This window comes from Hyphobacterium lacteum, assembly GCF_036330345.1.
Taxonomy (GTDB): Bacteria; Pseudomonadota; Alphaproteobacteria; order Caulobacterales; family Maricaulaceae; genus Hyphobacterium; species Hyphobacterium lacteum.
Map to the genome: position 1 here is coordinate 205,718 of NZ_JAZDRP010000004.1, position 23,844 is coordinate 229,561.

Annotated in this window: 20 protein-coding genes; 5 read left to right on the forward strand and 15 right to left on the reverse strand. The window is 60.4% G+C overall.

Annotation, left to right across the window (positions count from 1 at the left end; genetic code table 11):
• Nucleotides 1–38: 38 nt before the first annotated feature.
• Nucleotides 39–335, reverse strand: a complete 297-nt coding sequence (locus V0U79_RS08140) for a hypothetical protein (RefSeq protein ID WP_330198996.1) — start codon at nucleotides 333–335, stop codon at nucleotides 39–41.
• 93 nt (nucleotides 336–428) lie between these two features.
• Complete coding sequence (locus V0U79_RS08145) at nucleotides 429–1,118, reverse strand: TerB family tellurite resistance protein (RefSeq protein ID WP_330198997.1); 690 nt, start codon at nucleotides 1,116–1,118, stop codon at nucleotides 429–431.
• 51 nt (nucleotides 1,119–1,169) lie between these two features.
• Here V0U79_RS08145 and V0U79_RS08150 point away from each other — a divergent pair, with 51 nt between their 5' ends.
• Together V0U79_RS08150 and V0U79_RS08155 are read left to right on the forward strand one after the other, a co-directional pair.
• Nucleotides 1,170–4,766 (forward strand): hydantoinase B/oxoprolinase family protein, encoded by a 3,597-nt coding sequence (locus V0U79_RS08150; RefSeq protein ID WP_330198998.1) that lies wholly within the window; start codon nucleotides 1,170–1,172, stop codon nucleotides 4,764–4,766.
• 253 nt (nucleotides 4,767–5,019) lie between these two features.
• Nucleotides 5,020–5,565, forward strand: a complete 546-nt coding sequence (locus V0U79_RS08155) for a fasciclin domain-containing protein (RefSeq protein WP_330198999.1) — start codon at nucleotides 5,020–5,022, stop codon at nucleotides 5,563–5,565.
• Nucleotides 5,566–5,676: 111 nt separating this feature from the next.
• On the opposite strand, the gene V0U79_RS08160 is transcribed toward V0U79_RS08155, so the two are convergent.
• From V0U79_RS08160 to V0U79_RS08175, 4 genes are read right to left on the reverse strand one after another with little or no spacing between them, the layout of a single operon-like run.
• A complete protein-coding gene (locus V0U79_RS08160; RefSeq protein WP_330199000.1) occupies nucleotides 5,677–6,714 on the reverse strand; it encodes a succinylglutamate desuccinylase/aspartoacylase family protein in 1,038 nt (345 codons plus the stop codon).
• Complete coding sequence (gene rimK / locus V0U79_RS08165; RefSeq protein ID WP_330199001.1) at nucleotides 6,711–7,616, reverse strand: 30S ribosomal protein S6--L-glutamate ligase; 906 nt, start codon at nucleotides 7,614–7,616, stop codon at nucleotides 6,711–6,713. Before rimK ends, V0U79_RS08160 begins: the two co-directional genes overlap by 4 nt.
• Nucleotides 7,617–7,659: 43 nt before the next feature.
• Nucleotides 7,660–8,106 (reverse strand): ATP-dependent zinc protease family protein, encoded by a 447-nt coding sequence (locus tag V0U79_RS08170; RefSeq protein WP_330199002.1) that lies wholly within the window; start codon nucleotides 8,104–8,106, stop codon nucleotides 7,660–7,662.
• Nucleotides 8,103–8,687, reverse strand: coding sequence for a hypothetical protein (locus V0U79_RS08175; RefSeq protein WP_330199003.1), 585 nt, complete (start codon nucleotides 8,685–8,687; stop codon nucleotides 8,103–8,105). The genes V0U79_RS08170 and V0U79_RS08175 overlap by 4 nt, the downstream gene beginning before the upstream one ends.
• Before the next feature lie 143 nt (nucleotides 8,688–8,830).
• Between V0U79_RS08175 and V0U79_RS08180 the strand changes: the two genes are divergently transcribed.
• Nucleotides 8,831–9,682 (forward strand): pirin family protein, encoded by an 852-nt coding sequence (locus tag V0U79_RS08180; RefSeq protein WP_330199004.1) that lies wholly within the window; start codon nucleotides 8,831–8,833, stop codon nucleotides 9,680–9,682.
• Here V0U79_RS08180 and metH read toward each other — a convergent pair.
• From metH to V0U79_RS08210, 6 genes are all read right to left on the reverse strand, one after another.
• Complete coding sequence (metH, locus tag V0U79_RS08185) at nucleotides 9,679–12,339, reverse strand: methionine synthase (protein WP_330199005.1); 2,661 nt, start codon at nucleotides 12,337–12,339, stop codon at nucleotides 9,679–9,681. The genes V0U79_RS08180 and metH overlap by 4 nt on opposite strands.
• Before the next feature lie 14 nt (nucleotides 12,340–12,353).
• A complete protein-coding gene (locus V0U79_RS08190; protein ID WP_330199006.1) occupies nucleotides 12,354–12,596 on the reverse strand; it encodes a hypothetical protein in 243 nt (80 codons plus the stop codon).
• 26 nt (nucleotides 12,597–12,622) lie between these two features.
• Nucleotides 12,623–13,684 (reverse strand): homocysteine S-methyltransferase family protein, encoded by a 1,062-nt coding sequence (locus V0U79_RS08195; RefSeq protein ID WP_330199007.1) that lies wholly within the window; start codon nucleotides 13,682–13,684, stop codon nucleotides 12,623–12,625.
• Nucleotides 13,685–13,686: 2 nt separating this feature from the next.
• The gene (gene metF, locus V0U79_RS08200) at nucleotides 13,687–14,586 is read right to left on the reverse strand and encodes a methylenetetrahydrofolate reductase [NAD(P)H] (RefSeq protein WP_330199008.1); all 900 of its coding nucleotides are present in this window, start codon (nucleotides 14,584–14,586) and stop codon (nucleotides 13,687–13,689) included.
• A complete protein-coding gene (locus V0U79_RS08205; protein ID WP_330199009.1) occupies nucleotides 14,583–15,569 on the reverse strand; it encodes an ArsR/SmtB family transcription factor in 987 nt (328 codons plus the stop codon). Before V0U79_RS08205 ends, metF begins: the two co-directional genes overlap by 4 nt.
• A gap of 139 nt (nucleotides 15,570–15,708) precedes the next feature.
• Nucleotides 15,709–16,203, reverse strand: coding sequence for a MarR family winged helix-turn-helix transcriptional regulator (locus V0U79_RS08210; protein WP_330199010.1), 495 nt, complete (start codon nucleotides 16,201–16,203; stop codon nucleotides 15,709–15,711).
• Nucleotides 16,204–16,267: 64 nt separating this feature from the next.
• Here V0U79_RS08210 and V0U79_RS08215 point away from each other — a divergent pair, with 64 nt between their 5' ends.
• Nucleotides 16,268–17,599 (forward strand): S41 family peptidase, encoded by a 1,332-nt coding sequence (locus tag V0U79_RS08215; RefSeq protein ID WP_330199011.1) that lies wholly within the window; start codon nucleotides 16,268–16,270, stop codon nucleotides 17,597–17,599.
• On the opposite strand, the gene ettA is transcribed toward V0U79_RS08215, so the two are convergent.
• The 3 genes from ettA to V0U79_RS08230 all read right to left on the reverse strand — a co-directional run bounded on the left by ettA (nucleotide 17,589) and on the right by V0U79_RS08230 (nucleotide 20,410).
• Nucleotides 17,589–19,256, reverse strand: coding sequence for an energy-dependent translational throttle protein EttA (gene ettA, locus V0U79_RS08220; protein ID WP_330199012.1), 1,668 nt, complete (start codon nucleotides 19,254–19,256; stop codon nucleotides 17,589–17,591). The genes V0U79_RS08215 and ettA overlap by 11 nt on opposite strands.
• Nucleotides 19,257–19,351: 95 nt before the next feature.
• Nucleotides 19,352–19,858 (reverse strand): hypothetical protein, encoded by a 507-nt coding sequence (locus V0U79_RS08225; RefSeq protein WP_330199013.1) that lies wholly within the window; start codon nucleotides 19,856–19,858, stop codon nucleotides 19,352–19,354.
• Nucleotides 19,859–20,410: a PepSY domain-containing protein gene (locus tag V0U79_RS08230; RefSeq protein WP_330199014.1), complete on the reverse strand. Its 552-nt coding sequence runs from the start codon at nucleotides 20,408–20,410 to the stop codon at nucleotides 19,859–19,861. It abuts the gene before it with no gap.
• Between the two features lie 126 nt (nucleotides 20,411–20,536).
• On the opposite strand from V0U79_RS08230, the gene V0U79_RS08235 reads away from it, so the two are divergent.
• Nucleotides 20,537–23,809 (forward strand): VPS10 domain-containing protein, encoded by a 3,273-nt coding sequence (locus tag V0U79_RS08235; RefSeq protein ID WP_330199015.1) that lies wholly within the window; start codon nucleotides 20,537–20,539, stop codon nucleotides 23,807–23,809.
• Nucleotides 23,810–23,844: the final 35 nt, after the last annotated feature.

Sequence of the window (23,844 nt, forward strand, 5' to 3'; positions counted from 1 at the left end):
GCTCACGGGAAATCGCCAAGTGACAGACTGTTACGAAATCAGCGGCGCGGCTGGTCTTCGCCATCCACCGTCCAACCGGACGGCCCGCGATGGGCGACGAGCACGGTGATATCGTCCTGCGCGCTGCCCGTCTTGCGGCCACGAACCTTGCGCCAGAGCCACCAGGCACCACCGGCCAGCATCGCCGCGCCGATCACCACGAGGGCTGCAGCAGCAAAGATGGCCGCAAACATGAGGACCAGTCCGAAAAAAGCGACGGCGAGAACGGCCGCGATCAGCGCACGCAGCCAGTTGCCGGCCGTATGCGGGAAACGGAAAGTCTGGGTCTGGCTCATATCTGGCCCTTTCGGCACACACGAGGCGAATTAACGCTTCGGTTACAATTTTGGGGCCAGCGCGCCGTTCGTCAATGACCTGCCGGGATTAATTCAGAGGGATTGAGCGGCCCTCTCGTCCCGTATCTCCGCATAGGCAGCATTGATCACGGCCATTTTTTCAACGGCAAGCCGTTGTAATTCAACCGGAACACCGCGTGCAATCAGCGCATCGGGATGATTGCGGGCTGCCATTCTCCGATACGCCTGTCGCAATTCGTGATCGGTCACATCCGGATCAATTCCCAGAATGACGTAGGGATCATTGGCGTCCACCAGACCGTGCGACATCCGCATGCGTCGGAACTCCAGCGGAGAAAACCCGAAAATCTCGGCCACCGATTCGAGATAGGTGAACTCGTCGTCAGTAACCACACCGTCGGCCTTGGCGATGTGGAACAGACCGTCGAGCACATCTTCCAGCACCGCCGGATGCGCTCGGAAACGGCGCGCGAGGCGGCGGGCATAACCGTCGAAACCGAGCGTGGTCTCCTTGGCGAGATTGAAAGCCCGGGCGATCACATCCGCGCCTTCCGGTGGGGCCTTGAAGACCTGCTGGAATGCGGTGATCTCATCACGCGTCACAACGCCATCGGCCTTGGCCATCTTGGCGCCCAGGCCGATCAGCGCCATGGCGAAATCGGCATCATCGACACGGTGCCCGGGGCCGCACTCGGCGACCTCGCAGTCAAACGGATCCGGCTGTCCCGTTATGAAGTCTGTCAGCTTGCGCCAGAAGCCCATGAGTCTAGTCTCCGCGCTCCATGTAACGCTGCACTGCGGGGATTAGAAGGCGTGTCAGGCACCTGGGAGTTCTGGATCGACCGCGGCGGCACGTTCACGGACGTCATTGCGCGCCAACCTGACGGGGCTTTAAGGGCAATGAAATTGCTCTCGGAGAGTCCCGATTATCCAGATGCCGCATCGGAAGGGGTGAGACGAATGCTGGGCGTCGAACCTGGCGATCCTCTGCCGGCCGCCCGGATCAATGCCGTAAAAATGGGCACGACCGTGGCGACCAATGCCCTGCTGGAGCGCAAGGGCGAACGCACCTGTTTCGTCGTCAATGAAGGTCTCGAGGATTTGCTGATCATCGGTGATCAGACGAGGTCGGATATCTTCGCCATGGCGATTGATCGGCCTCTCCCGCTGCATGACACGGTCATAGGGATTTCCGGCCGGATTGGCCCCGGCGGGGAAGAACTGGATCCTCTGAACGAGGCTGCCATCACCGAGGCTCTGACGGCGGCGAAGGCGGCGGGGTGTTCTACCTGCGCCATCGCGCTTATGCATGCCTATGCTAGTCCCGTTCACGAGCAGACTGTTGCCCGCCTTGCTGAGAAGGCCGGATTCCGGACGGTAGTCTGTTCGAATGATGCCAGCCCGCTGATCAAGATCGTACCGCGCGCCTCGACCACCGTGCTGGATGCCTATCTGACGCCAGTACTGAAAGACTATGCCGGGCGCGTAGCCAATCGGCTGGACGGCGCGCCGCTCTATTTCATGCAATCCTCCGGCGGCCTCACCGCCGCTGACCAGTTCGCTGCCCGCCATGCCGTGCTTTCCGGGCCCGCTGGCGGTGTCGCCGGCATGGCGAAGACCGCCAAAGCGGCCGGCTATCCCCGTGTCATCGGTTTCGACATGGGCGGGACTTCAACGGATGTGTCGCGCTTTGACGGTGAGCAATACGCCAAGGTCGGCGAGGCTGTCATCGCCGGTCAGAAGTTGCGTGCGCCCATGCTGGCCGTTCACACCGTCGCAGCGGGCGGTGGATCCGTTCTGTTTTTTGATGGTGAGCGGGCGCGGGTCGGACCTGACAGTGCCGGCGCCATGCCCGGACCGGCAGGCTATGGCCGCAGCGGACCGGCAGCCGTGACCGATGCCAATATCGTCCTCGGCCGTATTCAGCCGGACTGGTTCCCGGACTCGTTTGGCGAGGATGGCCGCTCGAAACTCAACGCTGCGGCCAGCCGTGAAGCGCTCGGCACTCTGGCCCGGTCCATGGGATTGCCATCAGCGGAAGCGGCGGCAGAAGGCTTCCTGTCGGTCGCAGTCGAGAACATGGCGCAGGCCATCAAGCAGATCTCGATTGGTGAAGGCGTGGACCCTGCCCGCTATGCGCTGGCCTCCTTCGGCGGAGCGGGCGCACAGCATGCCTGCAAGGTGGCCGATGCGATCGGCATGAAAACCGTGCTGATCCACCCTTTTGCCGGACTTTTGTCTGCTCTGGGCATCGGGTTGGCGGATTTGCGCGTGACGCGGGAAGCAGCGGTGGAGACCAGTCTTTCCAGGGGTCTGGATCAGGTTTCGCCTCTATTCGAGAGCCTCTGTGCTGACGCAAAAGCGGACCTCGCGAGCCAGGGTGTTGCCAATGGCAAAATACGTGTCACCGAAGAGATCCGGCTGCGGGTTGCCGGGTCGGACACAGCTATCGCGCTTGCACGTCAGGAAATCAAGCGACTCCGCGAGGAATTTGATTCAAGACATGAACAGCTTTTCGGCTTTCGCCCGGATGCGGGCGCCGATCTGATCATTGAATCGATTTCGGTGGAGGCAGAAGCGACACCGGACGGCGCCGAACACTGGCACATCCCGACTCAGAACACGAAAAAAGGGCTGGACCCTGTTGATATGACTCGTGTTTTCGAAAACGGAAACTGGCACGATTGGCCGGTTTTTGAACTCGAAAAACTTGAATCAAGTCATAAGCTTAGCGGTCCGCTTCTGTTTGTCGAGCCCCATTCAACAGTTGTCGTTGAACGCGGCTGGAATGCCCGCCGCCTGGACGACGGCATGCTGGTTCTGGAACGTCAGGGAGAGGCCGCAAAAGAGAGCCTTTCAACCGATCTGGACCCGATCCGGCTGGAACTGTTCAACAAGCGGTTCATGTCGGTGGCCGAACAGATGGGAGTTGCGCTCGAACGCACCGCACACTCCGTGAACATGAAGGAGCGGCTGGACTTCTCATGCGCGGTCTTTGACGCGGACGGTGGTCTGGTGGCCAATGCTCCGCACATGCCGGTCCACCTCGGCTCTATGTCCGCCAGTGTCCGCTCCGCCGTCGCTGCCAATCCAGACCTAGGTCCGGGCGATGCGGTCGCAGTGAACGCCCCCTATGACGGCGGAACCCATCTGCCGGATATCACCGTGGTCGTTCCGGTCCACGATGCCTCCGGGGAGCATCTCTTCTATGTTGCGGCTCGCGGACATCATGCCGATGTTGGCGGCATCGCACCGGGCTCCATGCCGCCCTTCTCCACCTCGATCGAGGAGGAAGGCGTTTCCTTCAACAATGCACTGATCATGCGCGGCGGGCGCTTCCTGACCGAGACGGTGGAAGCCATCCTGGAATCCGGCCCCTACCCGGCGCGAAACCCGGCGCAGAACATTGCTGACCTCAAGGCCCAGCTGGCAGCCTGTGCCCGCGGCAGCGCCGAGTTGAAACGCATGGTCGATGATCACGGGCTGGACGTGGTGCGGGCCTATATGGGTCATGTGCAGGATAATGCCGAACGGGCGGTTCGGCGTGTCATCGATGCGCTGAAGGATGGTGAGGCCGGTATCCGAATGGATTGCGGTGCCGAGATCAGGGTGGCGGTTCGTGTCGATCGGGAAAACCGGTCGGCAATCGTCGATTTCACCGGCACCAGCGCGCAGCTGAACTCGAATTTCAATGCCCCGTCCAGCGTTGCGAGAGCAGCTGTCCTGTATGTCTTCCGCTGCCTGGTGGGCGACCAGATCCCGCTAAATGAAGGCTGCCTCAAACCGATTGAGCTAATCATCCCCGAAGGCTGCCTGCTCAACCCGAAACCGCCCGCTGCCGTTGTTGCCGGAAATGTCGAAACCAGCCAGATGGTGGTCGATGCCCTGTTTGCAGCAACAGGCCGTATGGCGGCTGCTCAGGGCACCATGAACAATCTGACCTTCGGCAATGCGCGCCATCAGTATTACGAAACGATCTGCGGCGGATCCGGCGCCGGATACGGGCCGGACGGACGGGCGTTTGCCGGCACCGATGCCATCCACACCCATATGACCAATTCCCGAATGACGGACCCGGAAGTGCTGGAGCGGCGCTATCCGGTCCGGCTTGTGGCACACCGGGTCCGGGAAGGGTCTGGAGGCGATGGAGCATTTTATGGCGGCGACGGTTCAATACGCCGCCTGCAGTTTCTTGAGCCCATGGACGTGGCGCTGTTGTCTTCGCACCGGAAAGAGCCGCCAAAGGGTCTGGCCGGCGGCGGTGATGGCAAGACCGGCGAGCAACGGGTTATCAGAGCGGACGGAACGGTCGAGCCGCTGGACGGGCTTTTTGCGATTTCAGTCGAGCCCGGCGATTGCGTCGAAATCCAAACACCGGGCGGCGGAGCCTATCTGGAGAGGGCAAAGTAGAGCTGCGGGCCGAACAGGCCTCTGAACACTTTGCCGGCAAGGGCGCTTGCACAACTGGTCAACCGTGTAGGCCGGGTTTCCGGTTAGGGCGTAATAACCCCATTTTCCATACCTAAATCCCTAAAATTAAACATGTTTAATTCAGCAATCTGCTGCCGGACTGCGCCCGTAAACCCTGCTGTCCGTCGCAGGAGTGCGGCGGAAGACGGGCGGCATCCTCCGTCCCGTCCCCCCAAACTCAGGAGCGCAACACATGCGTAAAATTCTCTTCTCTCTCGCCGCCACGGCTGCCCTTGCAGCACCGGCCCTGGCCCATGATGCCGATCTGGGCGCGATCAAGGTCAAGATGATGGACGGCCATGGTTCTCATGCCGCCATGCAGAGCGACATTGTCGATACGGCGATCAGTGCCGGCTCTTTCAATACGCTGGTTGCCGCGGTGCAGGCCGCCGGGTTGGTTGATGTTCTGCGAGGCGATGGGCCGTTCACAGTGTTCGCCCCGACCGATGAGGCCTTCGCGGCCCTCGGCGAGGATACGATTGCTTCGCTGCTGGAACCGGAAAACCGCGAACAGCTGGTCTCGATCCTGACCTATCACGTTGTTCCGGGTGAGTATTTCGCCGGCGACCTTCAGGGGCAGCGCCTGTCCGTTGCATCTGTCCAGGGAGACACGATCGACGTCGATGCCACCCACGGATCAGTGATGATCGACGGGGCGACTGTCATTAATGCAGACGTCGATGCATCCAATGGCGTCATTCACGTCATCAATGAAGTGATCATGCCCGGCACACACTAGAGGCAGATCATTGAAAACAGGAGCGCGGCCGCCCCTTCCCTGTCCCATAGGCCCGCTCTGAATTGCCGCCCGCGAACGCTGCCCCGTTTCGCGGGCGGTTTTCTTTTCTGCCTAGAGAATTTCATCCTCGTCAAAGAGCGGATGGCCTTCGAAGGCCTGTTCCAGCTCGGTATGACCATCCTCGGTGAGTGGCTTGAGAATTTCGGCGATGTGAAACAGCGCGTCGCCTTCATTGACGATGGGCAGCATGGTGCGGCCGATGATCAGCCCGGTCGCCGGTGACTTGACCTCGACTTCCTGCTGGCCCAGCGGATCGGACAGGGCGGCGATCACCTCATCTTCCTCGACCCAGGCGCCGATCGTCTTGTAGGCCCGCAGCACGCCGCCCATGGGCGCGCGCATCCACTCGCTCGACTGGCTGACATCGGGCTTGAGCGGCGTTCTGATGCGCCGGTCCTGATTCAGCATGCCCAGCTTGCGCAAAACCCGCAGAACGCCGGTGACACCAATCCGCAAAGCTGTTTCGTCAAAACGCAGCGCTTCACCGCACTCATAGACCAGCACATCCTTGCCCAGATCACGGGCCGCCTGCCGCAGGGATCCATCGCGCAGCTTGGAAACGATAATGACCGGAGGCGCAAAGGCCTGTGCCAGTTCCATCGCCTTCCTGGAGCCGCCATCAATGCGGATCTGGGGGAGATTGACGCGGTGTTCAGCCGCCGAGTGCAGATCGATGCCGACATCGCAGCGCGAGACGATCTCGGTCATGAAAATCTTGGCCAGGCGGGCTGCCAGCGAGCCCTTTGTTGCGCCCGGGAAAGACCGGTTAAGATCGCGGCGGTCTGGCAGATATCGCGAGTGATTGATAAAGCCGTAGGCATTGACGATCGGCACACAGATCAGCGTGCCTTTCAGGCCTTTCATCTGGGGCGCGCGGATCAGCCGCCGGACAATCTCGACGCCGATGATCTCGTCACCGTGAATGGCGCCGGAGACGAAGACCGTTGGTCCGTCCAGTTTTCCGTGCAGCACATGGGCCGCCATGGTCATGGGCGTGTGGTCGGAGAGAACCGAGACCGGAACATCAATGATCGCGCTTTTACCGGGCTGGATCGTATGCCCGGCCATCGCAAACGGTTTGCGTGTCACCCCTTGCCCTTTGTCCTGGTCTTGCCCGGTGTTGCTGTCTTCTCGATGAAATCGATGATTTTCCCGGCAACATCGAAGCCTGTTGCGCCCTCGATGCCTTCAAGGCCCGGGGAGGAATTCACCTCCATCACGACCGGGCCGTGATTGGATCGCAGCATGTCTACACCGCAGACATGCAGTCCCATGATCTTTGCAGCGCGCACGGCGGTAGCCCGCTCTTCCGGGGTAATTTTCACCTTCGAGGCGCCGCCACCCCGGTGAATATTGGAGCGGAACTCGCCTTCCGCGCCCTGACGCTTCATCGCGGCCACCACCTTGCCGCCGACAACGATCGTCCGGATATCGGCTCCACCGGCCTCCTTGATGAATTCCTGAACCAGAATATTCACCTTGGCACCGCGGAAGGCCTCGATGACAGATTTCGCCGAGCGCTTGGTATCGGCAAGAACCACACCGACACCCTGGGTGCCTTCCAGCAGTTTGATCACCACCGGTGCACCACCCACCATATCAAGGATTTCATCGATACGGCCGGTATCGTGCGCAAAGGCCGTGACCGGCAAACCAATGCCCGCGCGCGACAATAATTGTAGCGAACGCAACTTGTCGCGCGAACGGTTGATCGCCACCGACTCTGCCAGCGTCCAGGCACCGGTCATCTCGAACTGGCGGACGACTGCCGCGCCATAATTGGTGATGGAGGCGCCAATCCGCGGAATCACCGCGTCATAGTCCGGCAGCTTCTCGCCCTGATAATGCAAGGCCGGCCGGTGCGAGGTGATATTCATGTAGATGCGCAATGTATCCAGCACATCGACCTCATGGCCACGGGCCTCGGCGGCCTCGATCAACCGCTGGTGCGAATAGAGTTTCGGGTTCCGGCAAAGAAGGGCGAAGCGCATATTGTATCCAGAAGGGCAGCTAGTGATTCACGGCTCAGCGGGTCTAATCCCCGCATAAATAGGACGCTGCTGCGTCGATCAGGGTCCGTCCCCGCAGCGCGGTGCGGCCTAGTAGCATACGAAAGCCCATCTCGTCACGCCGCGAGAGTGTCAGATCTATCGGCCATGTCCGATTACCCAGTTTCAGCCGGGTGCGAATGACATAACGCCTGGTGATCTGCCCGTTAGAGGAGCGTATCAGGCGCTCGTCCAGAACCCTGGCCTCACAAGGAACCCTATGGGTATTGTTCTTTTGCTTGGGGTGAAGTTCGAACCTCACCCATTTTTCGCCATCCCGTTCGAAAGCCTCGATTTTCCAGGCATGGACAGCCGACGTCCGGGCACCGGTATCAATCTTGGCCTTGATGCGGGTGCCGTCAAAATCCGGCAATTCAACCCATTCGCGCCAGCCAATGGTGAACAGGGAACGGCGTTTGCGGCTCTCGCTCAATCGCCCAACCATCCCTGGAAGGTCACGTCATTGAAAATGACATCACCGATTTTCAGATCCCCTGTCAGAGCTTCACCTGCATTCTGAGGGTTAGCGGCCATCATTTCCGCGACATGCTCCGGATTCCATCTGCCTTCGAACCGGATCTCGCCAAGCAGCTCATGCTGCCCGATGAAGGAAAGGCCTGTATCCGTCACGCTATAGATTTCCGGCATGACGCTGTAGGTGACTTCGTAATAGGTATTGCCCAACTCGCCAATGCCGGTGGGGCTGGACACATCATCAAACGCAAGGCCGACCTGCGGGAAGTCCGTCCCGTCTTCCGCGCGCCAGACCGGCTCAACCCAGATATGGTCCAGCTCGATGGAGCCGATGGCAATTTCATCCTGGGGCAGGAAGTATCCGAACAATTCGCCGGTCACATCGAATGTCCGGCCTGTCAGACCGGCTGCAATACTGGCGTCCTCGATGCCGGTCTGTTGCGAGCCCGGTGCCGGAACCGGGTCTGTCTGCATTTCTCCGGCCTCACAGCCCATCAGTGCAATGAAGCTTGCAGACGAAATCAGGATCGATCTGGACATGGTGTTTCCCCCTGGATGGCAGAAGAATAGGCCTGCTCCGCGGCAGCGTCCATTACTGACGGAATGGAAAAACGGGGTTTTCAACGGCTTCCCTAGAAGCCGCCCCGCCGCTGCCCCATATCTGCCGCCAAAGGAGACATGCCATGACCACAATCAGACCGCTCGTGCATCTCGAACCGGGTATGGCCGCAACCGATGGCGCCGGTGTGAAGCTGAACCGCCTTCTGGGCACGCCGCGCCTGCCGCAGATCGACCCGTTCCTGATGCTGGACAATTTCCATACCGAGAATCCGGACGATTACATTGCCGGTTTTCCGCCGCATCCCCACCGGGGCTTCGAAACCGTGACCTACATGTTCGCCGGACGCCTACGTCACAAGGACAACAAGGGCCATGAGGGCGTGATCGAGCCTGGCGGCGTACAGTGGATGACGGCTGCCGGCGGCATCGTCCACTCGGAAATGCCGGAACAGGAAGACGGGCTGATGTCCGGTTTCCAGCTGTGGATCAATCTTCCGCGAGCCGAGAAGATGAAACCGGCCGGATATCAGGAATACACCGCCGATCAGATACCGTCAGACGTCCGTGATGGCGTGGTCGCAAAGATCGTCGCCGGCAAGACCTCAACGGGTGTCGAGGGCCCGGTGAAGAAGATCACCGTGCAGCCCTTCTTTGCCGAGATCCATCTCGAGCCGAATGCGGTTTTTGAAGAGCCGCTTCCGGCGCGGCACTCGACCATCGTGGCCGTGCATGACGGGTCCATCCTGCTGCCGCGCACCGGCAGCGAGGCGTCCATGGCCGTCAATCGCGGCGAGCTGGGAGTGCTCGGCGAAGGCGAGCTGACGCGGCTGGAAGCCGGTAATGACGGCGCCCGCCTGCTGTTGATCGCAGCCCGCCAGCTTCGTGAACCGGTCGCCCGTGGCGGCCCCTTCGTGATGAACACGGAAGGCGAGGTCCGCCAGGCGATGGTGGATTACCAGATGGGCCGTTTCTAGGCCGCGTTCTTTTCGGCCCCGGTTTTGGGCTCATAGCCCAGGATCGGGGCCAGCGCCTTTTCAGCCTGCTGCAGCGTCCAGCCCTTGCGCCTGGCATAATCGGCAACCTGGTCCTCGCCGATCCGGCCTACGACGAAATATTCGCTGTCGGGATGGCCGAGATAGAGGCCGGATACAGAGGCTGCGGGGGTCATGGCGAGTGTTTCCGTCAGCTCGACCCGGCAATTGCGGGGCGCATCCAACAGATCAAACAGGGTCTGCTTTTCTGTATGATCGGGCTGTGACGGATAGCCGGGCGCCGGGCGAATGCCGGCATAGGCTTCCCTGATCAATTGCTCATTGGTGAGCGCTTCATCGGCTGCATAGCCCCAGATTTCCCGGCGGACGCGTTGGTGCAGATACTCCGCCAAGGCCTCGGCGATCCGGTCGGCCAGGGCGGCAAACATGATCGCCGAATAATCGTCCTGCTCCGCTTTGAAAGCCTCGATCCGCTCGCCGGTTTCACCCGCCGTCACGCAGAACCCTCCGACCCAGTCCTCACCTTCATCCTTGAGGAAATCAGAGATCGAGAGATGCGGACGGTCATTCGTCTTGGCTGATTGCTGGCGCAGGCCGAAGAAAGTGGCCCGGCGCTCATGACGCGTTTCATCCGTCCAGACGGTAATATCATCGCCGGAGCGGTTGGCGGGCCACAGCCCAGCCACGCCGCGCGGCTCAAGCCAGTTTTCGCCAGCGATACGCTCCAGCATGGCCTGTCCATCCTTCAGGAGATTCCGGGCGGCCTCGCCACGGTTCGGATCGTCGAGAATTTGCGGATAAACACCCTTCAGATCCCAGCTCATGAAGAAGGGGGTCCAGTCAATATATGGAATGAGGTCAGCCACGCGGACATCATCGATGACCGTCACACCTGGCTGGCGCGGGGCGGGTACAGAAGCTTCACGCAGGGCCAGTGCCTTCTCGCGGGCCGCCTCGAGGCTCAGCCGGTCGCGGGCGCTGGCCGTACGGGCACGAACCTCGCGGATACGGGCCAGAGCCTGCCGATTGTCCGAGGCAAATACATCGCGGTCGCCCGACAGCAGTTTGGAGACCACGCCGACGGCGCGACTGGCATCGCTGACATGGACGACGGGGCCGCCGGAATAGGCGGGTTCGATCCTCAGTGCGGTATGCGCCGGGCTGGTCGTGGCGCCGCCAATGAGAAGCGGCAGGTCAAAGCCGAGCCGCTGCATCTCGCTGGCAACGTCGACCATTTCATCGAGTGACGGGGTAATCAGTCCGGACAGGCCGACAATGTCCGCGCCTTCGCGTTTCGCCGCTTCGAGAATATCCGAGCCCGGAACCATGACGCCGAGATCGATGATCTCATAGCCATTACATTGCAGGACAACGCCGACAATATTCTTGCCGATGTCGTGGACATCGCCTTTCACCGTGGCAAGAACAATCTTGCCGTTGGATTTGCCTTCAAGGCCGGAGCGGCGCTTTTCCTCTTCCAGATGCGGCAATAGCCAGGCCACGGCCTTCTTCATGACGCGGGCCGACTTGACCACTTGTGGCAGGAACATCTTGCCCTCGCCAAAGAGGTCGCCGACGACATTCATCCCGTCCATCAGCGGGCCCTCGATCACCTCCAGCGGCTTGTCAAAGGCCAGGCGGGCTTCTTCCGTATCCTCGTCGATGTGATCGGTGATGCCGTGAACCAGCGCATGTTCCAGGCGTTTTTCCACCGGCCAGCCACGCCATTCTGCGGTGGCTTTTTCCTCGCGCTCACCGCCATCACGGAAGCGTTCGGCGATCTCCAGCAGGCGATCGGCAGCGCCGGGCTTGCGGTTGAGGATGACATCCTCGACCGCCTCGCGCAGCTCTGGCTCGATATCATCATAGATGTCCAGCTGACCGGCATTGACGATGGCCATGTCCAGTCCGGCGCGGATGGCGTGATAGAGGAAAACCGAGTGCATTGCCCGGCGTACGGGCTCATTGCCCCGGAACGAAAAGGAAAGGTTCGACACGCCGCCAGAAACGTGCGCGTGCGGCAGTTCGGAACGGATCCGGCGTGTCGCCTCGATGAAGGCCACGGCGTAATCATCGTGCTCGGCGATACCCGTCGCGACGGCAAAGATATTGGGGTCAAAAATAATGTCTGACGGATCAATGCCGGCCTGTTCGGTCAGCAGGCGATAGGCGCGCTGGCAGATCGCGAACTTGCGGTCGGCAGTTTCGGCCTGACCGGTTTCGTCAAACGCCATGACAACGACGGCCGCGCCGTAGCGCCGGACCTTGCGGGCCTGCTCGAGAAACGCCGCCTCGCCCTCTTTCAAACTGATTGAGTTGACGATGGCCTTGCCCTGAACATTCTTCAGGCCTTCCTCGATCACCTCCCATTTGGAGCTGTCGATCATTACCGGGACGCGTGCAATGTCCGGCTCGCCCGCAATCAGGCGCAGGAAGGTCCGCATGGCCGCTTTCGAATCCAGCAGGCCCTCATCCATATTGATATCGATGATCTGGGCACCATTCTCGACCTGCTGGCGCGCAACCGACAAGGCCTCTGCATAATCGCCGTCGGTGATCAGTTTGCGGAAGCGCGCCGAACCGGTGACGTTGGTGCGTTCACCGATATTTACGAAAACGGCTCGGGATCGTTCTGTCATTCAGCGCCGCCGTATCAGTTGAATGTCGTCGGTCCGGGACCGCCGGGACCGCCGAAATTATTGTCGTTGAAATGGTTGCTGCGGCCCGCACCCGGTTTGCCGAACAGCGCAATCAGGAAAAAGCCGATGGCGATCAGACCGGCGATAATCTGGCTGACAATTCCGGCGCCCATCAATGTGCCAAGGACAATGCTGGAAATCACGTAAGCGAAGGCTGCGAACAACAAAGCGATAATCAGGCGGATGGCGAACTTCATGTGATGATCCTTTTGCTAGCAATTCATCATCCGGCCAGAGCGAATGGCTCGAGCCCGGACAAGCGCATGGCAGGATTGCTAACAGGAATCGCCCTCGGCGGCACATCTTTCACGGCCTGGACAATCAGGCGCGTATGCGCCGGCGTGGTGCCGCAGCAACCGCCGACAATGTTCAGAAGGCCATTCTCCGCCCATTCCCGTAACAGAGCCGACGTGGTTTCCGGCGGCTCGTCATACTGTCCCAGATCATTGGGCAAACCGGCATTCGGATAGGCGTGCACCAGCGTGTCCGACACGCGGGCGAGCGCCGCCGCATAGGTGCGCATCTGTTCGGCACCGAGCGAGCAGTTGAGCCCGACACTGAGCGGGTCGGCATGACGAATGGAGGCATAGAAGGCCTCGACTGTCTGGCCGGACAGATTGCGGCCGGAGCGGTCTACCACCGTCATGGACAATGACATCGGGATCGATGTCCCTGTTTCGGCCTCGAGATCGCGGACCGCTGCAATCGCGGCCTTGGCATTCAGCGTGTCGAACACGGTCTCGATCAGCAGATAATCCGCCCCGCCATCGACAAGGCCACGCGCCGTCTCCGTGTAAACCGCCACCATGGAATCGAAATCTGTCGCGCGGAATTCCGGGCGATTTACATCCGGCGAGATGGAGAGGGTGGCATTGGTCGGCCCGATCGCGCCAGCCACCCAGCGCAATTGATCGCCAACCGAGAATTCATCCGCCACCTTGCGCGCAATCGATGCCGCCGCCTTGTTAATGGCGTAACTCTGATCAGCCAGCCCGTACTCGCCCTGGCTGATCGCATTGGCGTTGAACGAATTGGTCGAGATGATCTCGGCGCCAGCCTCGGCATATTCGCGATGAATCGCTCCAATGACGTCCGGCCGGGTCAGGTTGAGAATATCGTTATTGCCCTTGAGGTCCTGATTGTGACCGGCAAACAGCTCGCCGCGAAAGTCGGCCTCTGTGAGCCCGCGGCGCTGGATTTCGGTACCCTTGGGACCATCCAGCACGACAATGCGTTCGCGGGCGGCCGCCTTCAGCGCGTCAATTCTCGAGCGTTCAGCCGCCATGTTCAGGCGGCTTTCTGCAAGGCCCGCACGCCCAGCAAACGCACCAGGCAAATCGCCAGATTGGCGCGGTTCAGCGTGTAGAAGTGGAAATGGTCTGCCCCGCCCTTTTCCAGCTTGCGGGCCAGCTTTGCGACGACATTGGCCGTGACCAGGTCACGTGTATCCGCATCATCGTCCAGACCTTCATAAAGCGGCGGCAGGCTATCGGGCACAGAAGCACCACACAGATCGGCCATGCGCTGCAAACCGTTGAAATTGGACTGCAGCATCAGCCCCGGAATGATCGGAACCGAAACCCCGGCGGCTACCGCCTTGTCACGGAAACGGAAGAAGATATCCGGGTCGAAGAAGAATTGCGTCACAGCGCGCGTGGCGCCAGCGTCGATCTTGGCTTTCAGAACGTCCAGGTCGTGATCAATTGACGGGCTGTCAGGATGGCGCTCCGGATAGCAGCCGACCGTGACCTCGCTAATGCCCTCCTCGCGGATGGCACGAACCAGCTCGGCCGTGCTTTCAAAACCACCGGGATGTGTGGAATAGGGCTGGCCGGCGCCTTCCGGCGAATCCCCGCGCAGAGCCACTATGTGGTCCACACCGGCCGATTTGTAATCGCGGATGATATTGCGGGTTTCCAGCCGCGTGGCGCCGACACAGGTCAGATGCGCGGCGGCATTCAGACGGGTTTCCGAGATAATGCGCTTGACGGTGTTTCGCGTGCGCTCTCGCGTGGAGCCACCGGCACCATAGGTCACAGAAACAAAATCCGGCTTGTAGGGTTCCAGCTTTGTCACCGTATCCCACAGCCGGTCAGCCATGGCATCAGTCTTGGGCGGGAAGAATTCGAACGAGACATTCGGCGCCGAATTCCGGCCAAAGGCGAAGGAGGATGGCTGATGAGTCATGCCGACTTCTCCCGGCTTCTAGCCCGTCCCGGCTCGGTGCGGACCGGCACACGGCGGGCGGCCCAGATCTTCACCGTCAGACGGTTTTCCGGCTCTTCCGGGTGCAGCGCGGCACGGCGGCGCAGCTCCAGACCGGCGCTTTCCACCCAGTCGGTGATTTCCTCATCGGAAAAGCCCAGGCGCCGGTGGGCATGGTCGGTTTTCAGGAATTCAAGCTGGTGCGGGGCAAAATCCGCGATCAGCAAAACACCGCCCGGTTTGAGCACACGCGCGCATTCGGCAATCGCTACTGCCGGATCATCGAGATAGTGCAGCACCTGGTGAACTGTCACCAGATCTGCCACCCCGTCGTCAAACGGCAGTGCGGAGACATCCGCTTTACGAACCGAAGCGCCGGAAAGCCCGGCGCGCTCCAGATTCAGGCGGGCCACATTCAGCATGGCATGATTGACGTCGACCCCGACGCCCTCACCCACCCGGTCTGCGAAGACCTCCAGGATCCGGCCGGTACCGACGCCCACATCGATCATCAGGTCAAAGGGGCCGCTGCCGGCAGCATCCTGCATGGCCGCTTCAACCTCGTGCTCGGAAAGATGCAGGGCGCGGATCTTGTCCCAGTCCTCGGCTGCGCGCTGGAAATAGGCTTCCGCGGCCGCGGCACGAGCCGATTTCACGCTCTCCAGACGATCGAGATCGCGCTTCAGGACCGGATCGTCCGGGGGAGACATCTCGCCAATGACATTGGCAAGACGATGACCCGGCCCTGAAGACACCAGGCGGTAAAAGACGAACGCCCCTTCCGGCTGGCGCTCGACGAGACCGGCATCGGTCAGCAGCTTGAGATGGCGGCTGACCCGCGGCTGGCTCTGTCCCAACACCTGAACAAGCTCTGATACCGTCAGCTCACCGCGCGCCAGAAGGCTAGCGATGCGGAGCCGTGTCGGCTCAGCCAGGGCTTTGAGATGGGCTACAAGATCGTCCATACCGGAACGCTACTCCAAAACATATAAAGATATGTTTATATCATTCTGCGGCGTTGACAACGCATTTGCAGCAAAAAGGCGGCCCGGAAGCCGCCCTTTAAGCACATAAAGATTGTAAGGTTGTTGACGTCGGACCGATTTACGGCACTTTTTCCGCCGCTTCCCGCAAACGCAGGTCAAAAGACTGCCGTTCCAGCGCCGCCTCCATCCGGACAATTGCGGCATCCATATCAACGCCGATTTCCTCGAAAATCTGACGGTAAGCAGTCTGTGCTGCCGCCAGGAAGGCCGCCGTCCGAACCGACTCCTCTTGGCCCCCCGCCGTCAATCGCAAGGGTTTGCGGCGGGCATCCCGGTCATCACTGATCCGCTCGACCAGGCCTTCCCGTTCCAGCAGGCGGACATTCTTGATGATGGCCGCATGGGTCACGCCGAGGTGGGTGGCTATTTCGGTAACGCTCAGCTCGGCTTTGCGGAGCACCAGCAAAGTGGAAATCGCCGGGACTGGTGACTTCAGGCCAAAGGCCTGCATCGAAGCGCCGCCCTGGCTAATAATTTTGTCGACCAGCATCGAGGCCCTGCGGGCAAAGAATGCTGGCGCATAGGTGTCAAAGAGGCTCTCTGATTCAGGCATGGTTGAACCGCCAATCCATTTATGTTACCGGTTACGTTACTGGTTACATAAAAAGGCTAACACAATGATACGGTCGATTACCAGCCTCGTGCTGACTTCCTCCCTGCTTTTCTCCGCCGCTGCCTGCGCGCAGCAGCCCGCCACAGAGACCTCTATCACCGCCCCGCAACTGGCGGCCGACATCACGGACTGGCGCGAATGGCTGTTTGCCACTCACCCGGACCCGTCTTTCTCGATGGATGTGGACGCCGTCAACGCGCGCTTCGATGCGATCTCCGCATCCCTTTCAGGCGATTATTCACCGCGTGAAGCCTGGTATGCGTTGTCGGTCATGAACCCGCTCTTCAATGACGGGCATGTCGCCATTCGTACACCCAATGCCGATTACGATGCCTATCTTGCATCCGGTGGCGCCGACTTTGTGCTGCCAGTTGACTGGACCGGCGGACGTCTGCTCGTTGGCGCTGCGATTGCTCCGGACAGCGCCTTTTCCGCGGGCGACGAAATCCTGACGATAAATGGTCTGGCCGCAGGCGATATTGCCGCGCGCATTTTCGCCCGCACGCATGGTGATAGCGATGGCTTGAGGCGCTACCTGCTGGAAACCCGCTTCTCGGCTTATCTCTGGGGCGTCACGGGTGGCGCCCGGGAATGGACGGTGACGGCCATGGATTCCGACGGGCATCAATATTCCCACCAGATCGAACCGGCGCGCGATCATGGCGAAAGCCATGCCGATAACTGGTCGCTGACCTTCGCGGACAGCGTCGCAATCCTCTCGGTCAATACGTTCGCGCCGGATCTGGAGGAGACTTTCAACGCCTTCCTGGAACCCGCCTTCGCAGAGATCGCTGAACGCGGCGCGAGCCATCTGATCATCGATATCAGCCGCAATGGCGGCGGTGCGCACATGCTGTCGGATGCCTTGTTTGCCTACATCACGACGCAGCGTTACACGCCGCTTTCAGCGGTCACCGCGCGGATCACGCCGGAAAACCAGGCCCGCATTCCGGGGTCGGAAATCGGGCAGGTCGTGTCCCTGCCGTTTGCGCAATGGGTTGAGCCGCCGGCCGAACTGGAAAACCGGTTCAATGGCGAGACCGTTATCCTGGTGGGGCCGGGCACATATTCGCAGGCCATCGTCATGGCGGCGACGGCGCAGGATTTCAATATCGCCCCAATTGCCGGACCGGGCACGGAAGGCCGCGCCAACTCCACCGGTCAGGTGCAGGTCCACACGCTTGAGCACTCGGGGCTCGAAGCCGCGGCGCCGATCTACATCTTCATCCGGCCGAATGGCGACACATCCGGCGCGCCTGTGCAGCCGGACATCCCCCTGACCGGTACGCGCGAGGAACAGATCGATGCGCTGATCGCGCGGATGACTAACGGCTGAAGCGCTTGAACTTCACCCGCTTGGGCGTGACGGCGTCCTCGCCCAGGCGGCGCTTCTTGTCCTCGATATAGTCTTCGAAATTGCCTTCAAACCATTCGACATGGCTGTCGCCTTCGAAAGCGAGGATGTGCGTGGCCAGACGGTCGAGGAAGAAACGGTCGTGCGAGATCACAACGGCGCAGCCGGGATAGTTTTCCAGCGCCTGCTCCAGAGCGGCCAGCGTTTCCACGTCGAGATCGTTGGTCGGTTCGTCGAGGAGCAGCAGATTGCCACCGGTCTGCAGCGTCTTGGCAAGGTGGACGCGGTTGCGTTCACCGCCTGACAGCAGGCCGACCTTTTTCTGCTGGTCGCCGCCCTTGAAGTTGAAGGCGCCGACATAGGCCCGGCTCGGCACTTCCTTGCCGCCGAGATTGATCATGTCATTCCCGCCGGAGATTTCCTCCCAGACCGTCTTGTTCGGGTCCAGCGCATCGCGTGACTGGTCGACATAGGACAGCTTCACAGTCTCGCCGAGACGGATTGCGCCTTCATCGGGCTGTTCCTGGCCAGTGATCATCTTGAACAGGGTGGACTTGCCCGCACCGTTCGGACCGATCACACCCACCACGCCACCCGGCGGCAGCTGGAAGGAAAGCCCGTCGATCAGAAGCTTGTCTTCGAAGCCCTTCTTGAGATTCTCCACCTCGACGACCACGCCGCCCAGGCGCGGGCCCGGCGGAATATTGATCTGGGCGGTATTGATCTCCTGACGATCGGCCGCATCGCGCAGCTCTTCATAGGACTTGATACGGGCTTTCGACTTGGCCTGACGGGCTTTGGGCGAGGAGCGGATCCATTCCAGTTCGCGGGCCAGCGCCTTTTGCTTGGAGCTTTCCTCGCGCTTTTCCTGGGCCAGGCGCTTTTGCTTCTGTTCCAGCCAGGACGAGTAATTGCCCTCGTACGGCACGCCGCGACCGCGATCGAGTTCCAGCGTCCAGGTTGTGATGGAGTCGAGGAAGTAACGGTCGTGGGTGACCACCAGAATGGCGCCCGGGAAATTCTCCAAATGGTGTTGCAGCCAGTCGACCGATTCAGCGTCGAGGTGGTTGGTCGGTTCGTCCAGCAACAGCATGTGCGGTTCGGACAGAAGCAAACGGCACAATGCCACGCGGCGGATTTCACCACCGGACAGCCGGGTCACATCCCAGTCGGCTGGCGGGCAGCGCAGCGCATCCATCGCCATCTCGATCTTCGAGTCGATATCCCAGGCGTCGGCAGCGTCGATTTTCTCTTGCAGCTCGGTCATCTCGGCCATCAGCTCGTCGGAATAATCTTCCGCCAGCTTCATCGAGACTGCATTGAAATCGTCGACCAGCTTTTTTTGCGCCGATCCTTCGATGACGTTTTCCCAGACCGTCTTGCTCTCATCGAGCTGCGGTTCCTGCGGCAGATAGCCGACGCGCACACCCTTTTCCGCCCAGGCCTCGCCGGTGAACTCGGTGTCGATGCCGGCCATGATTTTCAGCAGGGTCGACTTGCCGGCGCCGTTGACGCCGACAACACCGATCTTGGCATCGGGCAGGAAGTGCAGGGAAATATTCTCGAAAACCGGCTTGGACGCGCCCGGATAGGTCTTCGACAGGCGGTCCATATGATAGACGTATTGATAGGCGGCCATGGGGCGCTTTGTCCTCTTGTATCAGGGGAGTCGATAATTGGCCCTGGCTATAAAGGAGGGCGGGCGGCCGGGCAATCACTGTTGATGTGAAGCAATCAGTCAAAAACCGCCGTATCAACGCGGGCGGCTTCCAGCCGCTTCAGCTTGATGCGTCCCCGGACCATGCTGACGATGCCAACGAATTCCATGATAGCGAAAAAGATTGCAGCGACATTGGCTCCGCCCATGAAAACGCCTGCGATCCTCGACAGCATGTCGAACACACCGATCACGGCCAGAAGGACAACGACCCACCACCATTGATAGCGGTGCAATAGCAGCGCCAGAACCAGGCCGATGACCGCCAGGAAAATCGAAACGCCCACCATCGAATAGCGCTCCAGATCATCGACAAATCTGTCCAGCCCGAAGAGCTCTGCAAAACCGGCCATCGCAGCAATTGCGAGGATAACGCCCTGGATAATCAGCAATATCCCAACAACGACGCCGGTACGGGTCTTGGCGAGCGCCTGCTCATAGGTCGTGATCGGCTGGAAGGGCTGCCAGAAACTATGGCCCTCGACCTTGTTGCGTTTCGGCTTCGGGTTCTCGGAATCCGACATTCATGCCTCCTTCAGTTTTGCCGCCCGCTTTTTCCGGCGTTGCCAGCGTTTCACATGCGGCAGGAAGAACAACCAGATTCCCGTCAGCCACAAAACAAACAACAGGACACCTGCCGGCAGGAAGACGTAAAGCTTCACCCAGTCTGCAAAGAAGGAGCCGTCATGGATCTGCTCGAACAGGTCCGAGCGGCGGTATTCCAGCGACAGGACTTCCAGCGTGGTCAAATCAATCTGGGCCTCCCAGCGATTGGGCGCGATGAATTTGGCAATGCCGCGATCCGAGCGGATATCGATCCGGTCGAACTGGTCCCATCCGGTGATCTCCAGCTCGGGGATGGCAGCAGCGGATTCGTAGAGCTGAACCAGCGTCGTTGAAGGTGGTCCATCCACCGTTATCGCGCTGCGCTGCGTTGGCGGCTGGATCCAGTCGATGTCCTTTTTCAGCATCAGGAAAATGCCCGCCACGATCATGATGCCGAGCGGGATCATCAGGGCCAGAGAGCCCCAGTGATGAATGTCGCGGAAGAGCTTGTTCACGGTCATGGCGCGCATGGTGGCGAGCCCGTCTTGAAGGTCAAGCTTTCAGCACTCTGACGAATTTGTCATTCGTGGACGCGATGGCTTTTCTTTCGCCTCACGGGTGATAGGGTCCGCTCAAAGAATCCTTGGGAGGGATGAATGAGAGGGATTATCTGCGCCGTCATTCTGGCGGCTCTGCCGCAAGCAGCCTGCGCTCAATCGGAAGCTGACGATACCGAAAACGTTCTGTCCGAGAGCACCTTCACGGGGCTGGAATTCCGCAGTATCGGCCCGGCCTTCATGTCCGGCCGCATCGGCGATATCGAAATATTGCAGGATGACCCCTCGACCTGGATCGTCGGCGTCGGTTCCGGCGGCGTCTGGCGCACCGACAATGCCGGCACGACCTGGACACCGATCTTCGACGACCAGGACGTCTTTTCCATCGGCACCGTTACCGTCGATCCCTCCAACCCGCACACGATCTGGGTCGGCACCGGAGAAAATCATGGGGGCCGGCATGTCGGCTATGGCGACGGCATTTACCGCTCGCGAGACGGCGGTCAGACATGGCAGCATATGGGACTGGAGAATTCCGAACACATTTCGGAGATCCTGATTCACCCGGATGACCCTGACACGATCTGGGTTGCCTCCCAGGGACCGCTCTGGTCGCCGGGCGGCGAACGGGGACTCTACAAGTCCACGGATGGCGGCGAGACATGGGAGTTGGTCCTGTCTGCCGGAGAGTGGACCGGTGTGACCGATATTGTCATGGATCCGCGCAATCCGGACCGCCTTGTCGCGGCGACCTGGCAACGCCATCGCACCGTGGCCGCCCTGATGAATGGCGGCCCGGAAAGCGGCATTCACGTTTCCGATGACGGCGGGGAAACATGGCGCGAGGTGACGACCGGCCTTCCGACCGGAAATATGGGCAAGATCGGCCTCGCCATTTCACCGCAGAACCCGGACATCGTTTATGCGGCGATCGAACAGGACCGCCGGACCGGCGGAGTTTACCGCTCGACCAATCGCGGCGAGAGCTGGACGCGTATGTCGGATACCGTTTCAGGCGGCACCGGCCCTCACTATTACATGGAGCTGTATGCACACCCGCATCATTTCGATCGGATCATTCTGGTCAGCAACACCACCCAGATCTCTGATGATGGTGGCGCCACATTCCGCGACATCAACAATGAAAACAAGCACGTAGACGATCACGCAATCGCCTTCCACCCGACAGATCCGGACTACATGCTGGTGGGTTCAGACGGCGGCCTCTACGAGACGGTCGATGACGAGCAAACCTGGCGGTTCATCTCGAACCTGCCGATCACCCAGTTCTACGATATTGCTCTGGATGACGCAGAGCCCTTCTACAACGTCTATGGCGGCACGCAGGATAACAATACGCAGATGGGCCCGTCGCGGACGACGAGCCGTCACGGCATCCGGAATTCCGACTGGGTTGTGACGTTGTTCGGCGACGGCCACGAACCGGACGTGGAGCCCGGCAATCCCGATATTGCTTATTCGAGCTGGCAGCAGGGAAATCTGGTGCGTTTCGACCGGACGACCGACGAAATTGTCTATATCCGGCCGCAAACTGAGCCGGGCGAGCCCGCCGAACGCTATAACTGGGATGCTCCCCTTGTGGTTTCCAGCCATCAACCAACGCGGGTCTATCATGCCTCGCAGCGGGTCTGGCGCTCTGATGACCGCGGTGACACCTGGACGGCCCTGTCGGGCGATCTCACCCGCAATCAGGACCGGATGCTGCTGGAAATCATGGGCCGGCAATGGTCCTGGGATGCCCCGTGGGATCTCTATGCCATGTCGAACTACAACACGATCAGTGCCCTCGCTGAATCGCCGGTGGATGAGAATGTTCTCTACGCCGGGACCGATGATGGCCTGATCCAGATCACAACAGATGGAGGCGAGAACTGGCGGCGCAGTGAAACCGGCGACCTGCCAGGCGTGCCAGACCTGGCCTATGTCAATGATTTCGAGCCCTCCCGGTTTGAGGCGGGCACGGTCTATATGGCCCTCGACAATCACAAGTACGGGGATTTCACGCCCTATCTGCTGCGCTCGGACAATTATGGCCGCAGCTGGCGGATGATCACCAACGGTCTGCCGGATGATGAGCAGGTCTGGCGGATTGTTCAGGATCATGAAAACCCGGACCTGTTGTTCGCGGGTACCGAATTCGGCGTCTATTTCACCATTGATGGCGGCGATAACTGGGTACAGCTGAGCGCCGGAATACCGACGATTTCCGCCCGCGATCTTCTGATCCACGAACGTGAGGATGATCTGGTTGTCGGCACGTTCGGCCGTGGCATCTACGTTCTTGATGATATCTCCCCGCTGCGCGAGGTAACCGTCGAGATGCTGGAAGACGGGCAACACCTGTTCCCGGTACGGCGTGCCTGGTGGTATCAGCCGCTTCACGAGCTGAGCTTCGATACCGGCGCCTGGCAGGGGCATGGCTATTTCACCGCCGAGAACCCGCCTTATGGAGCCGTGTTCACCTACTATCTGAGTGAAACCCTTCAGACCTCGGAACAGGTACGGCAGGAAGCCGAACGTGAGCTGATCGAAAATGGTGAGAACACGCCCTTCCCGGGTTTTGACGTTATCGAATCTGAACGCCGGGAAGCCGAGCCGAGGATCTGGCTGATTATCCGCGACGACGCCGGCCAGGTTGTCCGCCGGATTTCGGGCCCGGTTACGCAGGGTTTCCATCGCGTTGCCTGGGATCTCACCTATCCGTCGCGCAGCCCGATTGCCGGTGCAGAAGTTTCGACGGATATCCCGTCGGGCTTCCTGGCCGGACCGGGCACCTACACTGTAACCATGATGCGCGAGAGCAATGGCGAACGGGCGATCATCGGAGAACCGCAGACTTTCGAGGTCGAGCGCCTCACGGAGGGAGCCCTTCCGGGAAGCCCTGATGATGAAGTCGTGGCGTTCTGGGAAAGACTGGCGTCCATGCAGCGCAGTGTACAAGCGGCCAGTTCCGCCATCACTGTCACGCAGTATCGCCTGAACCGTCTGCAGGCTGCGCTTTATCGGACGCGGACCGCGCCCGGCTCGCTTGACGATCAGTATGAAGCGCTACGCCAGCGGCTCTTCGAGATCGAGGAAGCGCTCAATGGCAATCAGTCGAGCAATGGCCAGTATGGCGCAGAGCCCGTCACCGTCGCCGGACGTCTTGGTTTTGCCCAGCTGGGCACGGCCAATTCCACATATGGGCCCAATCCGGCCCATCGCCGGCAGCTGGATATTGCCGAGGACGAGTTCGGGCCGATCCGCGATGAGCTGGACCAGTTGATAGAGACTGATATTCCAGCCTTCGAAGAGGCTCTGGCCGAGGCCGGTGCGCCCTGGACACCACAAACGGTCTTGCCACCGATGTAAGATCCGGCTGCGAGGGCTGTGGGGGCAATCGCAGG

What these genes read in the sequence shown, in the direction of transcription:
- V0U79_RS08140 (WP_330198996.1), bottom strand. Translation starts at nt 335, where the DNA reads ATGAGCCAGACCCAGACTTTCCGTTTCCCGCATACGGCCGGCAACTGG.
- V0U79_RS08145 (WP_330198997.1), bottom strand. Translation starts at nt 1,118, where the DNA reads ATGGGCTTCTGGCGCAAGCTGACAGACTTCATAACGGGACAGCCGGAT.
- V0U79_RS08155 (WP_330198999.1), top strand. Translation starts at nt 5,020, where the DNA reads ATGCGTAAAATTCTCTTCTCTCTCGCCGCCACGGCTGCCCTTGCAGCA.
- rimK (WP_330199001.1), bottom strand. Translation starts at nt 7,616, where the DNA reads ATGCGCTTCGCCCTTCTTTGCCGGAACCCGAAACTCTATTCGCACCAG.
- V0U79_RS08175 (WP_330199003.1), bottom strand. Translation starts at nt 8,687, where the DNA reads ATGTCCAGATCGATCCTGATTTCGTCTGCAAGCTTCATTGCACTGATG.
- V0U79_RS08180 (WP_330199004.1), top strand. Translation starts at nt 8,831, where the DNA reads ATGACCACAATCAGACCGCTCGTGCATCTCGAACCGGGTATGGCCGCA.
- metH (WP_330199005.1), bottom strand. Translation starts at nt 12,339, where the DNA reads ATGACAGAACGATCCCGAGCCGTTTTCGTAAATATCGGTGAACGCACC.
- V0U79_RS08190 (WP_330199006.1), bottom strand. Translation starts at nt 12,596, where the DNA reads ATGAAGTTCGCCATCCGCCTGATTATCGCTTTGTTGTTCGCAGCCTTC.
- V0U79_RS08195 (WP_330199007.1), bottom strand. Translation starts at nt 13,684, where the DNA reads ATGGCGGCTGAACGCTCGAGAATTGACGCGCTGAAGGCGGCCGCCCGC.
- metF (WP_330199008.1), bottom strand. Translation starts at nt 14,586, where the DNA reads ATGACTCATCAGCCATCCTCCTTCGCCTTTGGCCGGAATTCGGCGCCG.
- V0U79_RS08205 (WP_330199009.1), bottom strand. Translation starts at nt 15,569, where the DNA reads ATGGACGATCTTGTAGCCCATCTCAAAGCCCTGGCTGAGCCGACACGG.
- V0U79_RS08210 (WP_330199010.1), bottom strand. Translation starts at nt 16,203, where the DNA reads ATGCCTGAATCAGAGAGCCTCTTTGACACCTATGCGCCAGCATTCTTT.
- V0U79_RS08215 (WP_330199011.1), top strand. Translation starts at nt 16,268, where the DNA reads ATGATACGGTCGATTACCAGCCTCGTGCTGACTTCCTCCCTGCTTTTC.
- ettA (WP_330199012.1), bottom strand. Translation starts at nt 19,256, where the DNA reads ATGGCCGCCTATCAATACGTCTATCATATGGACCGCCTGTCGAAGACC.
- V0U79_RS08225 (WP_330199013.1), bottom strand. Translation starts at nt 19,858, where the DNA reads ATGTCGGATTCCGAGAACCCGAAGCCGAAACGCAACAAGGTCGAGGGC.
- V0U79_RS08230 (WP_330199014.1), bottom strand. Translation starts at nt 20,410, where the DNA reads ATGCGCGCCATGACCGTGAACAAGCTCTTCCGCGACATTCATCACTGG.
- V0U79_RS08235 (WP_330199015.1), top strand. Translation starts at nt 20,537, where the DNA reads ATGAGAGGGATTATCTGCGCCGTCATTCTGGCGGCTCTGCCGCAAGCA.